Below are 13,701 nucleotides of genomic sequence, written 5' to 3'. Positions count from 1 at the left end.
CGCACGCCCGGCAGTGCCCCTTATCGCCTGATACATCCCCTCTACGTGCAGGAGCGATCCATGCGCACCCAGAGCCGACGACGACGGCCACCGCGAGCCCCGCTCGCCCTGGCCGCCGCAGGGACGCTGCTCGCCCCGCTGCTCTCCGGCTGCTGGGTCGGAGCGGGCGGGGCCGGATCCGGCGGTGACTCCATCAACGTCCTGATGGTCAACAACCCGCAGATGGTCGAGCTGCAGAAGCTGACCGCCGCCCACTTCACCAAGGACACCGGCATCAAGGTGAACTTCACCGTGCTGCCGGAGAACGACGTCCGCGACAAGATCAGCCAGGACTTCGCCAACCAGGCGGGCCAGTACGACGTGGCCACCCTGTCCAACTACGAGATACCGATCTACGCCAGGAACGGCTGGCTGAAGGAGATGAACTCCTACGTCGCCGAGGACCCGGCGTACGACGAGCAGGACGTCCTGGGGCCGATGCGGCAGTCCCTCACCGGCGAGGACGGCAAGCTCTACGGCCAGCCCTTCTACGGCGAGTCGTCCTTCCTGATGTACCGCAAGGACGTCTTCGCGGCGAAGGGCCTGACGATGCCCGCCCGCCCCACCTGGCGGCAGGTCGCCGACCTCGCCGCGAAGGCGGACGGCGCCGAACCCGGCATGAAGGGCATCTGCCTGCGCGGCCTGCCCGGCTGGGGCGAGGTCATGGCCCCGCTGACGACCGTCGTCAACACCTTCGGCGGCACCTGGTTCGACCAGGACTGGAACGCCCGCCTCGACTCCCCCGAGTGGAAGGAGGCGACAAAGTTCTATGTCGACCTCGTGCGCGAGCACGGCGAGTCCGGCGCCGCCCAGGCCGGTTTCGCCGAGTGCCTGAACAACATGACCCAGGGGAAGGTCGCCATGTGGTACGACGCCACCTCCGCGGCCGGCTCCCTCGAGTCCGCGAACTCCCCCGTCAAGGGCAAGGTCGGCTACGCCCCCGCCCCCGTCGAGAAGACCGAGTCCTCCGGCTGGCTCTACACCTGGGCCTGGGGCATCCAGAACGCATCCCGCAACGCCGACGACGCCTGGAAGTTCGTCTCCTGGGCCTCCAGCAAGGAGTACGAGCAGCTCGTCGGCGACGAGATCGGCTGGTCCGACGTCCCGGCAGGCAAACGCGCCTCCACCTACGCCAACCCCGCCTACCGCGCCGAGGCCGCCGCCTTCCAGGAGATGACCAAGAAGGCCATCGAGCAGGCCCGGCCCGAGGACCCCGGCGTGCAGCCGCGCCCCGCGCCCGGCATCCAGTTCGTCGGCATCCCCGAGTTCACCGACCTCGGCACCAAGGTCTCCCAGGAGATCAGCGCGGCCATCGCCGGACGCCAGTCCGTCGATGCGGCCCTGAAGAAGTCCCAGCAGCTCGCAGAAGAGATCTCCGAGGAGTACGAGGGACGATGACCGCGACGACAACGGCCCCCGTGGCCGCCCCGGAACCGCTCACCACCGGCCGCCGCCCCTCCGCACGGCTGCGCGCCTGGGCCACCCGCGCCCCGCTGATGCCCGCCCTGGTCTTCATGATCGTGGTCACCCAGCTGCCCTTCGTGGCCACCCTGGTGATCTCGTTCTTCGACTGGAACTCCCTCTATCCCGACGCCCGGCACTTCGCCGGCCTCGAGAACTACCAGGAGGTCCTCACCGATCCGGACCTGCGCCGGTCGGTGTGGACGACGATCGTGCTGACCGTGGCCGTCGTCCTGGCCAGCCTGGTCCTCGGCCTGCTGCTCGCCCTGCTCCTGGACCGGAGGTTCCGCGGCCGGGGCGTGGTCCGCACCCTGCTCATCGCCCCGTTCCTGGTCGTCCCGGTGGCGGCGGCGCTGCTGTGGAAGCACGTCCTCTACAACCCCGAGTACGGCCTGCTCAACGGCCTGCTGCACTACGTCGGCGGCCCGCAGCCCGACTGGATCTCCAGCACCCCGCTGCTCGCCGTCGAGGCCGCGCTCGTGTGGCAGTGGACGCCGTTCATGATGCTGATCCTGCTGGCCGGCCTGCAGAGCCGGGACCAGCAGCAGATCGAGGCGGCCCGGGTCGACGGCGCGAGCGACTGGCAGATCTTCCGCCACCTCACGCTGCCCCACCTGCGCCGCTACCTCGAACTCGGGGCGCTGCTCGGCTCGATCTACATCGTGCAGAACTTCGACGCGGTCTTCACGATCACGTCCGGCGGCCTGGGCACCGCCAACCTGCCCTACACCGTCTACCAGACCTTCTACCAGGCCCACGAGAACGGCCTCGCCTCGGCGGCCGGCGTCCTGGTCGTCATCGGCTCGATCGTCATCGCGACCTTCGCCCTGCGCGTGGTGTCGTCCCTGTTCCGCGAGGAGGTGTCCCGCGCATGAGCAGCATCGCCGTACGCGTCCGCCGTAAGGGTGCGGGCCTCGGCCTGCTGGCCTGGCTGGCCGGGATCGCGTTCTTCCTGCCCGTCGCCTGGATGGCGCTGACCTCCTTCCACTCCGAGGAGGACGCGGCCACCAACCCGCCCTCTTTCGCGGCCGCTCTCACCCTGGACGGCTACCGCGAGTTCTTCGGCGCGGGCGGCGGTGCGAGCCCCTGGCCGGCCCTGATCAACTCGGCGGTGGCCTCGATCGCGTCCACGGTGCTGGTGCTCCTGCTGGCCCTCCCGGCGGCGTACGCCCTGTCCATCCGCCCGGTGAAGAAGTGGACCGACGTCCTGTTCTTCTTCCTGTCCACCAAGATGCTGCCGGTGGTCGCGGGCCTGCTGCCGATCTACCTGTTCGCGAAGAACGCCGGCCTGCTGGACAACATCTGGCTCCTCGTCATCCTCTACACCTCCATGAACCTGCCGATCGCGGTGTGGATGATGCAGTCGTTCCTCGCGGAGGTGCCGGTGGCGATCATCGAGGCGGCACGGGTGGACGGAGCGAGGCTGCCGACGATCCTGGCCCGGGTCGTCGCCCCCATCGCCCTCCCCGGCATCGCGGCAACGTCGTTGATCTGCTTCATCTTCAGCTGGAACGAACTGCTGTTCGCCCGGGTCCTGACGGGCGTCGTCGCCGAGACGGCCCCCGTCTTCCTGACCGGCTTCATCACCAGCCAGGGCCTGTTCCTGGCGAAGGTGTGCGCCGCGTCGCTCGTCATCTCCCTGCCGGTGCTCGCCGCGGGGTTCGCCGCCCAGGACAAACTCGTCCAGGGCCTGTCGTTGGGAGCCGTGAAATGAAGGCCGCCGTCATCGAGTCCGTGGGCCGCGCCGTCGTCGCCGAGGTCCCCGACCCGACGCCTGGCCCCCGCGAGGTGGTCGTGGAGGTCGCGGCGTGCGGCCTGTGCGGCACCGACCTCCACATCCTGCAGGGCGAGTTCGCCCCGAAGCTGCCGATCGTGCCGGGCCACGAGTTCGCGGGCGCGGTGGTCGGAGTGGGCACGCAGGTCACGGAGCTGTCGGTGGGCGACCGAGTGGCCGTGGACCCGTCGTTGTACTGCTACGAGTGCCGCTACTGCCGCACCGGCCACAACAACCTGTGCGAACGCTGGGCGGCGATCGGCGTGACGACGGCGGGCGGCGCGGCCCAGTACGCGGTCGCCCCGGTGGCGAACTGCGTCAAACTCCCCGACCACGTCCGCACCGAGGACGCGGCCCTGGTGGAACCGCTGTCCTGCGCGATCCGCGGCTACGACGTCCTTCAGTCCCGCCTCGGGGCACACGTCCTGATCTACGGCTCGGGAACGATGGGACTGATGATGCTGGAGCTCGCCAAGCGCACGGGCGCGGCGAGCGTGGACATGGTGGACATCAACCCCGCCCGCCTGGAAACGGCGATCCAGCTGGGCGTCTCCTCCTCGGCGGCCACCGCCGACGAACTGAACCGCCCCCAGGGCTGGGACCTGGTCATCGACGCGACGGGCAACGCGGCGGCGATCCAGGACGGCCTGGACCGCGTGGCCAAGGCGGGCACGTTCCTCCAGTTCGGCGTGGCGGACTACGCGACCCGGGTCACCATCGACCCGTACCGCATCTACAACCAGGAGATCACGATCACCGGCTCCATGGCGGTCCTGCACAGCTTCGAACGAGCGGCCGAACTCTTCGCCACGGGCATCCTGGACCCCGACATCTTCATCAGCGACCGCATCCCCCTGTCCCAGTACCCGGAGGCCCTGAACCGCTTCGCCGCAGGAGTGGGCCGAAAGATCGTGGTAACCCCATGACCCACCCACCGAGCCCACCCTCCCCCCGATCGGTCACCTCTCGACCAACCGGGTCGGGTGGCGGGTGGGCACAGGTCGGGGTCCAGGGGCGGAGCCCCTGGCGGGGTCGGCGGCGGCGCTCCCCTGCCCCGATCGGACCACAGGCGCGCAGGTAAGGGAACGGCAAAACCGCCCCGCTCGTTCACCCGGCATGACAGCTATGACCCCCGGCTCGAACATCCCCCTCCCCACCGCCCGAGTGACGGTGGACGTCACCGCCCCGGTGCGGCTGGACGTCTCGGGCCTGCTGCTCACCGCCGACGGCAAGGTGCGCTCCGACGACGACTTCATCTTCTACAACCAGCCCACCGGCCCCGGCGTGACGTACCGCTCCGGCGGCGGCACCACTCCCGACGCCATCACGGTCGACACCACGGCCCTCCCACCCGGCATCGAGAAGATCGTCGTCACGGCGAGCCCCGACGCCCCCGGCCAGACCTTCCAGGGCATCGAACCCACGGCGACCCTCCGCAGCGCCGACGACAACTCCGTCCTCGCCACCTTCACACCCCCGCAGCTCGGCTCGGAGACGGCCCTCGTCATCGTCGAGATCTATCTCCGCAACGGCCAGTGGAAGGCCCGCGCCGTGGGCCAGGGCTACGCCAACGGCCTCGCCGGCATCGCCACGGACTTCGGCGTCACGGTCGAGGAGCCGGCAGCCCCGGCCCAGCCCACCGCCCCGGCCCAGCCGGCCACCCCGCCCCCGCCCGCCATGCAGCCCCCGGTGACCCCGCCGGCCCCGCCGATGTCCACCCCGCAGGCACCCCCGGCCCCCACCACCCCCGCCGCCCCGGCGGCCTCCACCGGAAAGATCAACCTCGACAAGGGCCGCGTCAGCCTCCAGAAGAACCAGACCGTCTCCCTGATGAAGGGCGGCCGCCCGCTGCTCTCCCAGGTCAAGATGGGCCTCGGCTGGGAGCCCGCCTACCGCGGCAAGGACATCGACCTCGACGCCTCGGTCATCGCCTACGGCCCCCAGCGCAATCACATCGACAGCTGCTACTTCGGCAAGCTCCAGATCATCAACGGCGCGATCCGCCACTCCGGCGACAACCTCACCGGCGAGGGCGGCGGCGACGACGAGGTGATCACGGTCGACCTCGGCCGTCTCCCCCAGGACGTCACCGGCCTGGTCTTCACGGTCAACAGTTTCTCCGGCCAGAAGTTCACCGAGGTCGCCAAGGCCTACTGCCGCCTCCTGGACGGCACCACCGGCGAGGAACTCGTCCGCTTCGACCTCACCGGCGCCGAACCGCAGACGGGCGTGATGATGGCCAAGCTCATCCGCCAGTTCTCCGGTGAGTGGGAGATGACGGCGATGGGCGACTTCGTGAAGTCCCGCACGGTGAGGGGGATGGTCAAGCCGGCCGCCCAGGCGCTCTGACACCCGGCCACGACCCGCAGGGCGCCCCCGTCGCGGGGGCGCCGGCGGCGGCTCAGCCCCGCAGCCCCTCCATCAGCAACCCGACATAGCGGCGAAGCAGCGCCTGAGCCTCCTCGCCGTCGACCGCCTCGCACGCCATCGCCACCCCGTGCACCAGCCGCAGTACGTCGATCGGCTCGACGTCCCTGCGCAGCACCCCCGCCTCCTGCGCCGCCCCCACCAGCCGCGCCACAGCACTCCTCAACGGGCCGCAGCAATCGGAGGAGGAAGAGGAGCTCTCCGCGGGCCCGCCGTCACCCCCGACCGACGAGCTCAGCAACGCCCGCAGCCCCCGCACCCGGATCATGCCCACACCGAGTTCGTCCAGCCACTCCACCAGCGCCTCACCCGGCGGCAGCCGCTGCGCCAGCTCACCGGCCCGCGCCGCGATCGCGTCGATCCGGTCGGCGTAGGCGGCCTCCAGCAGCGCTCGCCGGGTGGGGAAGTGCCGGTAGAGCGTGCCGGAGCCGACGCCCGCCTGCTTGGCGATGTCGTCGAGCGAGGCGCCCTCGCCCTGCGCGGCGAACGCCTCCACCGCAGCCTTCAGCAACCGCTCACGATTGCGCCGAGCGTCCGCGCGCATGGACCTGACCTGCGCCATCCGTCACTCCTCGGCCGGGAACTCCCGTCCGTAGCCTACCGAGGCGCCGGCGCACCCCCGCTCAGAACAGCGCACTGTACGCGTTCAGCGCCGGCTGCCCGCCCAGATGCGCGTACAGCACGGTCGACTCCCGTCCGATCTCCCCGCGCGACACGAGATCGATCAGCCCGGCCATGGACTTCCCCTCGTAGACGGGGTCGGTGACCATCCCCTCCGTCCGTGCCGCGAGCCGCATTGCCTCCAGCGTCGTCTCGTCCGGGATCCCGTACACCCCCGCGTGATAGCGCTCGTCCAGCTCCACGTCCGCCTCGGTCAGCTCCCGCCGTACGCCGATGAGCCGGCCGGTGCCCTGGGCGATCCGCGCGATCTGCTCACGCGTGGCGACGGGCTTGGCGGAGGCGTCGATGCCGATCACGCGCCGCTGCCTGCCGCCCGCCTCCTCCAGCGCCCGGAACCCGGCGACCATGCCGGCCTGGGTGGATCCGGTCACCGAGCACACGATCACGGTGTCGAAGAAGACGCCCAGCTCCCGCTCCTGCTCGGCGACCTCGTAGGCCCAGCCGGCGAACCCGAGCCCGCCGAGCGGATGGTCGGAGGCGCCGGCCGGGATGGCGTACGGCTTGCCGCCGGACTCCTCGACCTCCCTGAGCGCCTGCTCCCAGCTCTCCTTGAACCCGATGCCGAACCCGGCCCGCACGAGCCGTACGTCGGCCCCGGCGAGCCGGCTGATGAGGATGTTGCCGACCTTGTCGTACACAGCGTCCGGCCAGTCCACCCAGCTCTCCTGCACCAGCACGCACTTGAGCCCGGCGCGGGCGGCGACCGCGGCGACCTGGCGGGTGTGGTTGGACTGCACTCCGCCGATGGACACGAGCGTGTCGCAGCCCTGCGCGAGCGCGTCGGCGACCAGGTACTCCAGCTTGCGGGTCTTGTTCCCGCCGTAGGCCACCCCGGAGTTGCAGTCCTCGCGCTTGGCCCACAGCGAGGCCCCGCCGAGACGGTCGGTCAGCCGCTCCAGCGGATGCACGGGCGAGGGCCCGAAGAGCAGCGGGTAACGCTCGTACGAGGAAAGGGATGCAAGGGACACGGGTCCTCCCGGGGTCGGTTCTCAGTCGGCGAGTTCTTCGAGCCCCCGCCAGATCTCCGCCGTGACCCGGACCGCCTCGTCCACGTCACCGGCCGCGCAGGCCTCGATCAGCCGCTCGTGCAGTCCCGCCGAACGGCAGCTGCCGCCCTCACCGAAGCGCCGGCGCTCCAGTCGGCGGATGAGGGGGGTGTAGCGGGCGACGGTCGCGGCGGCGGCCCGGTTGCCGCTCACCCGCACCAGCACGTCGTGCAGGTCGTCGTCGGCGCGCAGGGCGCCGTCCACGTCACCGGCCCGGACGGCGGCGGCGAACCGTTCGTTGGCGGCCCGCATCGCCTCGATGTCGGCGGCGAACAGCCGCGGCACCGCGACCCGCGTGACCAGCTCGTGCATGGCGCCGACCACGGCGGCGGCGTCCCGGACGTCGGCGGCCACCAGCGGCGTCACCCGGGTGTAGCTCTGCGGCTTGCTCTCCAGCAGCCCCTCGTCCACGAGCCGCGCGAACGCCTCGCGCACCGGTGCCCGGGACAGCCCCAGTCGCTCGGCGAGCTCGGCGTCCCGCACCACCGCTCCGGGTTCGATGTCCCCGGCCACGATGGCGTCGCGGATCGCCTCGTAGGCACGGTCCCTGAGCAGGGTGCGGCGCACGGGCTGAAGGGCCTCCATGGACTGAAATGTTAGATGTCAATGGGGGCGACGGAAAGACCCCGGCCGCACCGGAGTGCGGACCGAATGCCGGACGCGTCTTCCGCTTCCGCCCCATCCGCTGCCCGCGCACCGGACACCCACCTTGTGCCGCGCCTCCCGAGATCAAGTGGGCGGCGGCCGGGAATCCGTGACAAGGAAGTAACCGCCGCCGGCGCACCGGGAGGTGCGTGATGTACTGGTGTCCAGAGATCGAGGTCGGCGGAACCGACAAGGTGCTCTAACCCTGAGCTCCACGGGCGAGTTGTGCCGGTGGCGGGACTCGAACCCGCGGCCGCCCCGTTATGAGTGGAAGTAGGTCCTGCCTGCGTACCTGCACGTTCATCACTCTGGGAGGTCGGCCCCGGGACGAGCGAGCGAATGACTCACCGGCGCTTCTGCCGCTTCCACGGCCCGTTGATGGCGAGCATGATGCCGGGGTCCTGGATGTTGGCGTACAGGGTCTTTCCGTCGGGCGAGAAGGTGACGCCGGTGAATTCGCTGAACTCGGGCTCCTCCTCGCTGCCGATGTTCAGTTCGTTCCGGGCGATCGGATAGGTACGCCCGCTGTCGGTGGCGCCGAACAGGTGCTGGACGCCCTCGCCGTCCTCGGCGATGACCAGACCGCCGTACGGGGAGACGGTGATGTTGTCGGGCCCGTCCGGTGCTCCGTCCTTCGACGGGTCGGGGTTGACGCCGAAGCGGACCTTCAGGGTCAGGGTGCGGCGCTTGGGGTCGTAGAACCACACCTGCCCGTCGTGCTGGGCGGGGCTCTCCTCACGGGCGTAGGAGGAGACGAGGTACGCCCCGCCGTCGCCCCACCACATGCCCTCCAGCTTGCGGGCCCGGGTGACCTCGCCGTCCCCGAACTGCTCCCGCACCGACGTGGCCCTGGCGTCCCGGTCGGGTACGTCGACCCAGTCGACGCCGTACACCGTGCCGGTCTTCGTGGCCCGCGAGAGGTCGTCGACGAAACGGCCCCCGGAGTCGTAGCACTTGGGCGCCTGGAGGACACCCGCGTCGTCGGCGAGGGTGCGCAGGCGTCCGGGGCCGTGGCGGAAGCCGTGGGGCGGGGTCCAGCGGTAGAACAGCCCGTTGGGTTCGTCGGCGTCCTCGGTGAGGTAGGCGTGGCCGCGCTTGGGGTCGATGACGACGGCCTCGTGCTCGTAGCGGCCGAAGAACTTCAGCGGCTTGGGGTCGCGGTTGGCGCGCCGGTCGGCGGGGTCGACCTCGAACACGTAGCCGTGGTCCTTGGTCATGCCGTTCTCACCGGCCCGGTCGGCGTTCTCCTCGCAGGTGAGCCAGGTCCCCCACGGGGTGCTGCCACCCGCGCAGTTGTTGGCGGTGCCGGCGATGCCGACCCACTCGGCGACGCTGCCGTCGCGGCGCACCTCGACGACCGTGCAGCCGCCGGGCGCGGCCGGGTCGTAGACGAGGCCGTCGGCGAGCGGCACCGGGTGCTCGGACTCGGAGCGGGGCCCGTCCATCTCGTGGTTGTTCACCAGGAGGGTGCTGCCGCGGGGCCCGGGAAAGGCGGCGGTGCCGTCGTGCGAGCCGGGCGTGAACTCCCCCGACTCGAGCTTCGTCTTGCCGCTGTGGGTGAGCACCCGGTACGTGAACCCCGCCGGCAGGGCGAGCAGCCCCTTCGGGTCGGGCAGCAGAGGCCCGTAGCCGACGCCCTCAGCCGCCTTCTCGTCTCCCGAGGTCTCGGTCTCGGCGGTCGCGAGGGCGTGGGGCGCGGACCCGAGGGCCGCGACACTTCCCGCCAGCGCGACCCCGGCCCCGGCGATCACAGACGTTCTGGCGAAGTCCCTACGGGTGAACGACATGGGTGTCTCCTGTCGAGGACGGCGGCCTGGTGCGCCGCCACGCTCCCGCCCACGGCTGAACACCAGTTGAACACCACCCAAAGGGGCGCGGGACTGTATCCGTATGCGGCTCCGCCGCGCGGGCGCGGCAAGTCACAGCGCACCCGCACCGCGCTACGAACCTCAACCCCCCTGTTGTGACCGCGCCTTGAACGCAGCCTTCCGAGCCTCCTTCGCCACCTTCTTGTCCGGGTGCAGCCGCCCCATCGCCTCCAGCACATCCGCCGTGGCCGGATGCTCCACCCGCCACGCGGTCGCGAAGAACCCGCTGTGCTGACGGGCCAACCCCTCCACCAGCGCCTGAAGCTCCTCGGAGTTGCCCTCGGCGGCAAGCTGCGCAGCCACCGTGTCGATGGTCAGCCAGAAGATCATCGACTCGGTCGGCGGCGGCACGTCGCTCGCGCCGTGCTCGGTCAGCCAGACCCGGGCGAGCCCGCCGAGCTCGGGGTCGTCCAGCACCTCCCGCAGCGCGGGCTCGGCGGAACCGCCGACCAGCGACAGCGCCTGCTGACAGCGCAGCCGCCGCAGCGGAGCACCCTCGTCCGCGCCGCGCGCCGCGGCCAGCAACTCCCGTGCGGCGGCGAGCGGTTCACGCCGGGCGAGCCACTGCTCGGTCTCCGCGTGGGCCGCCGCCGGCGGAAACACGGCGGTCCCGTCGAGCAGCGCGTCGGCGCCCTTGTCCGCGAGGTCTCCGACGGCCGGCGCGTCGAAACCGGCCTCCAGCAGCCGGGCGCGCAGCCCGTACAGGCCGAGCGGGGTCAGCCGCACCATGCCGTAGCGGGTTACGTCGGTGTCGTCGAGGGGCTCCTCCTCGGCGTCGGCCATGAGCGCCTCGTCGACGGGCTGGTAGTCCACCAGCCCGACCGGCTCCAGCAGCCGGAACTGCTCGTCCAGCCGCATCATCGCGTCGGACACCTGCTCCAGCACGTCGTTGGTGGGCTCCGCCATGTCGTCGGGCACGAGCACGGACGCGGCCAGCGCGGGCAGCGGCACCGGCGTGGGGGCGGGCCCCGGGTCACCGACGGTCATCAGGTACAGGTTGCCGAGCACCCCGTCGAGGAACTCCGCCTCGGCCTCCGGATCCCAGTCGAGCGAGTCCAGATCGAGGACTCCCGACCCCTCTCCCTCGGCGATGGCGTCGACCAGCCCGCCCAGATCGGGGGTACTGGCGTCGGCGAGCACGGCCTCCAGCGCGGCGAGCCACACGCCCAGCACGTCCTGCGGCGATCCGCCGGTGAGCAGCGCCAGATCGGCGCCCGCCCGGACGGTGCCCTCCTCCTCGTCCACGACCTCGACGAGCCCGGTGTCCACGGCGACCCGCCACGCCTCACTGGCCTCGGCGGCGGCGTCCTCCCCGGTCAGCCCCAGCGCCTCGGCCGCGGCGGGCAACTGCTCGTCGGCAAGCGCACCCCCGGCGTCGACCCTGACCTCGGGCCCGGCCCAGCGGGCGAGCCGGGCGGCCCGGGAGAGCAACGGCGTGGACAGCGCGTCGCGCGCCAGCTCCGCTTCGGGGTGCAGGCGCACCGGAGGCAGGGGGGAGCTGTCTGACATCGGCTGGTTCTCCTAGGGCGCCTTCTACGACTCAGCCGCTCAGCCTAGACGGATTTCCACCCATGCCGCCCGCTTCATCTCCTCTTCAGCGACCGTACATGGCCGAAACCTTGACAAGTGCCCTGGCCTGGCTGGAGATTGACGCGCGTAGAAATCGACTGGACCGCCCGATTTCTACGCGCGTCACCACCCTCGTCCCGGCGCTCCACACGTCCCCGGAGGGATCCACGTTGCCGAGCAAGTCGTCCTCCCGTCTCGCCGCGCTCACCGTCGCCGCGGTGTGCACAGCGGCGCCCCTCGTCCTGCCCACCCCGGCGCACGCCGACTCCGTACGCATCCATGACCTCCAGGGCGACACCCGCATATCCCCGTACGCGGGGCAGCAGGTCACCGACGTGACCGGAATCGTCACCGGCATCCGCACCTACGGTTCCTCCCGCGGCTTCTGGATCCAGGACCCGAACCCGGACGCCGACCCGGCCACCAGCGAGGGCGTCTTCGTCTTCACCGGCTCGACCCCCAAGGGCGTGGCCGTGGGCGACGCCGTGACGGTCTCGGGCACCGTCACCGAATACGTCCCCGGCGGCACCTCCTCCGGCAACCAGTCCCTGACGGAGATCACCCGCCCCACCTTCACGGTCACCTCGTCCGGCAACGCGCTCCCGGCCCCCACGAGAATCGACGCCCGCAGCGTCCCCTCGGCCTACACGCCCACCCCCGACGGCTCGATCAACAACCTCACCCTCGAGCCCAGCACCTACGCCCTGGACCACTACGAGTCCCTGGAGGGCATGAACGTCCAGGTGTCCGACGCCCGTGTGGTCGGCGCGACCGACCCGTACACGGAGCTCTGGGTCACGGTGAAGCCGTGGGAGAACCGCAACCGCCGGGGTGGCACGGTCTACGGCTCCTACGACTCCCAGAACACCGGCCGCCTGCAGATCCAGTCCCTGGGCCGCGCCGCCGACTTCCCGGACGCGAACGTCGGTGACACCCTCACCGGCACCACCACCGGCCCCCTGGACTTCAACCAGTACGGCGGCTACACCCTGGTCGCCGCCGAGCTGGGCGCCCTGGAATCCCGCGGCCTCCAGCGCGAGACGACTCGCGAGCAGACCAGCCGCGAACTGTCCGTCGCCACGTACAACGTCGAGAACCTCGACCCGAGCGACGACACCTTCGCCGCCCACGCCGCCGCGATCGTGAACAACCTGCAGTCGCCCGACATCGTGTCCCTGGAGGAGATCCAGGACAACAACGGCGCCACCGACGACGGCACGGTGGCAGCCGACCGAACCATGGCGAAGCTCATCGACGCCATCGAGGCGGCCGGCGGCCCGCGCTACGACTGGCGATCGATCGACCCGGCCGACAAGTCGGACGGCGGCGAGCCCGGCGGCAACATCCGCCAGGCCTTCCTCTTCAACCCCGACCGCGTCTCCTTCGTGGACCGCCCCGGCGGCGACGCGACCACGCCGGTCGACGTCACCAGGACCCACGGCAAGGCCGCGCTCACCCTCTCCCCCGGCCGGATCGACCCGGCCTCCGAAGCCTTCGCCAACAGCCGCAAGCCGCTCGCCGGCGAGTTCACCTTCCGGGGCCGCACGGTCATCCTGATCGCCAACCACTTCGCCTCGAAGGGCGGCGACCAGAGCCTCACCAGTCACAACCAGCCGCCGTCGCGCACCTCGGAGACCCAGCGCCACCTCCAGGCCAAGGCGGTCCACGACTTCACCGCGAAGATCCTCAAGACCCAGAAGAACGCGGACGTCGTCGTCCTCGGCGACATCAACGACTTCGAGTTCTCCGAGACCACCGAGATCCTCGAAGGCAAGGGCACCCTCTGGTCGGCGGTCAAGTCGCTGCCCAGGAGCGAGCGTTACTCGTACGTCTACCAGGGCAACAGCCAGGTCCTGGACCAGATCCTGATCAGCCCGTCGATCCGCCGCTTCTCGTACGACAGCGTGCACATCAACGCGGAGTTCCACGACCAGATCAGCGACCACGACCCGCAGATCCTGCGCTTCCACCCGTAGCGGACCCGCCGCCCACGTCAACGACGTGGGCGGCGGCACTCGCCCACGGCGGGAAGGGGACGGGGCGGTGGTGTCCGCCCGCAGCGGCTGGCGCGTCAACACCACCGCTTCTCGAGTGACCGATTCCGCGCCAGACCGAGGACGGACACCACCGCCCCGGCCCCGACACACCCCCCCCCCCGAGGCGCGACCCAAGCCCCCCCGGACCCGCCCAG

Annotated in this window: 11 protein-coding genes; 6 read left to right on the top strand and 5 right to left on the bottom strand. The window is 71.0% G+C overall.

The window, feature by feature from the left end:
• The first annotated feature begins 60 nt into the window (after nt 1-60).
• The 5 genes from AB0412_RS32760 (at nt 61) to AB0412_RS32740 (ending at nt 5,623) form a co-directional block, all read left to right on the top strand.
• Nucleotides 61-1,437 carry a sugar ABC transporter substrate-binding protein gene (locus AB0412_RS32760; protein WP_366406239.1) on the top strand — a complete coding sequence of 459 codons (1,377 nt, stop codon included), beginning with the start codon at nt 61-63 and terminating at the stop codon, nt 1,435-1,437.
• The gene (locus AB0412_RS32755) at nt 1,434-2,375 is read left to right on the top strand and encodes a sugar ABC transporter permease (RefSeq protein ID WP_366406238.1); all 942 of its coding nucleotides are present in this window, start codon (nt 1,434-1,436) and stop codon (nt 2,373-2,375) included. The genes AB0412_RS32760 and AB0412_RS32755 overlap by 4 nt, the downstream gene beginning before the upstream one ends.
• Nucleotides 2,372-3,214 carry a carbohydrate ABC transporter permease gene (locus AB0412_RS32750; RefSeq protein WP_366406237.1) on the top strand — a complete coding sequence of 281 codons (843 nt, stop codon included), beginning with the start codon at nt 2,372-2,374 and terminating at the stop codon, nt 3,212-3,214. Before AB0412_RS32755 ends, AB0412_RS32750 begins: the two co-directional genes overlap by 4 nt.
• Nucleotides 3,211-4,200 carry a zinc-dependent alcohol dehydrogenase family protein gene (locus AB0412_RS32745; RefSeq protein ID WP_366406236.1) on the top strand — a complete coding sequence of 330 codons (990 nt, stop codon included), beginning with the start codon at nt 3,211-3,213 and terminating at the stop codon, nt 4,198-4,200. The genes AB0412_RS32750 and AB0412_RS32745 overlap by 4 nt, the downstream gene beginning before the upstream one ends.
• Nucleotides 4,201-4,399: 199 nt before the next feature.
• Complete coding sequence (locus tag AB0412_RS32740; protein WP_366406298.1) at nt 4,400-5,623, top strand: TerD family protein; 1,224 nt, start codon at nt 4,400-4,402, stop codon at nt 5,621-5,623.
• 52 nt (nt 5,624-5,675) lie between these two features.
• Here AB0412_RS32740 and AB0412_RS32735 read toward each other — a convergent pair whose 3' ends face one another.
• The 5 genes from AB0412_RS32735 to AB0412_RS32715 all read right to left on the bottom strand — a co-directional run bounded on the left by AB0412_RS32735 (nt 5,676) and on the right by AB0412_RS32715 (nt 11,450).
• The gene (locus AB0412_RS32735) at nt 5,676-6,263 is read right to left on the bottom strand and encodes a helix-turn-helix domain-containing protein (protein WP_366406235.1); all 588 of its coding nucleotides are present in this window, start codon (nt 6,261-6,263) and stop codon (nt 5,676-5,678) included.
• A gap of 61 nt (nt 6,264-6,324) precedes the next feature.
• Nucleotides 6,325-7,350: a 1-aminocyclopropane-1-carboxylate deaminase gene (locus AB0412_RS32730; RefSeq protein ID WP_366406234.1), complete on the bottom strand. Its 1,026-nt coding sequence runs from the start codon at nt 7,348-7,350 to the stop codon at nt 6,325-6,327.
• A gap of 21 nt (nt 7,351-7,371) precedes the next feature.
• Nucleotides 7,372-8,013 carry a GntR family transcriptional regulator gene (locus AB0412_RS32725; RefSeq protein ID WP_366406233.1) on the bottom strand — a complete coding sequence of 214 codons (642 nt, stop codon included), beginning with the start codon at nt 8,011-8,013 and terminating at the stop codon, nt 7,372-7,374.
• 404 nt (nt 8,014-8,417) lie between these two features.
• Complete coding sequence (locus AB0412_RS32720) at nt 8,418-9,860, bottom strand: alkaline phosphatase PhoX (protein ID WP_366406232.1); 1,443 nt, start codon at nt 9,858-9,860, stop codon at nt 8,418-8,420.
• Nucleotides 9,861-10,022: 162 nt separating this feature from the next.
• On the bottom strand, nt 10,023-11,450 hold the full coding sequence (locus AB0412_RS32715; RefSeq protein WP_366406231.1) for a hypothetical protein: 1,428 nt from the start codon (nt 11,448-11,450) through the stop codon (nt 10,023-10,025).
• Between the two features lie 230 nt (nt 11,451-11,680).
• Here AB0412_RS32715 and AB0412_RS32710 point away from each other — a divergent pair, with 230 nt between their 5' ends.
• Nucleotides 11,681-13,486: an endonuclease/exonuclease/phosphatase family protein gene (locus AB0412_RS32710; RefSeq protein ID WP_366406297.1), complete on the top strand. Its 1,806-nt coding sequence runs from the start codon at nt 11,681-11,683 to the stop codon at nt 13,484-13,486.
• Nucleotides 13,487-13,701: the final 215 nt, after the last annotated feature.

Origin of the sequence: Streptomyces sp. NPDC052012, from assembly GCF_040689265.1 — a bacterium.
In the GTDB taxonomy this organism is placed as follows: domain Bacteria; phylum Actinomycetota; class Actinomycetes; order Streptomycetales; family Streptomycetaceae; genus Streptomyces.
Note: the sequence above shows the minus strand (reverse complement) of the source record. Positions and strands in the feature narration are given on the sequence as shown.

Coding starts and splice junctions, on each gene's coding strand:
- AB0412_RS32760 (WP_366406239.1), top strand. CDS start 61: ATGCGCACCCAGAGCCGACGACGACGGCCACCGCGAGCCCCGCTCGCC.
- AB0412_RS32755 (WP_366406238.1), top strand. CDS start 1,434: ATGACCGCGACGACAACGGCCCCCGTGGCCGCCCCGGAACCGCTCACC.
- AB0412_RS32750 (WP_366406237.1), top strand. CDS start 2,372: ATGAGCAGCATCGCCGTACGCGTCCGCCGTAAGGGTGCGGGCCTCGGC.
- AB0412_RS32745 (WP_366406236.1), top strand. CDS start 3,211: ATGAAGGCCGCCGTCATCGAGTCCGTGGGCCGCGCCGTCGTCGCCGAG.
- AB0412_RS32740 (WP_366406298.1), top strand. CDS start 4,400: ATGACCCCCGGCTCGAACATCCCCCTCCCCACCGCCCGAGTGACGGTG.
- AB0412_RS32735 (WP_366406235.1), bottom strand. CDS start 6,263: ATGGCGCAGGTCAGGTCCATGCGCGCGGACGCTCGGCGCAATCGTGAG.
- AB0412_RS32725 (WP_366406233.1), bottom strand. CDS start 8,013: ATGGAGGCCCTTCAGCCCGTGCGCCGCACCCTGCTCAGGGACCGTGCC.
- AB0412_RS32720 (WP_366406232.1), bottom strand. CDS start 9,860: ATGTCGTTCACCCGTAGGGACTTCGCCAGAACGTCTGTGATCGCCGGG.
- AB0412_RS32715 (WP_366406231.1), bottom strand. CDS start 11,450: ATGTCAGACAGCTCCCCCCTGCCTCCGGTGCGCCTGCACCCCGAAGCG.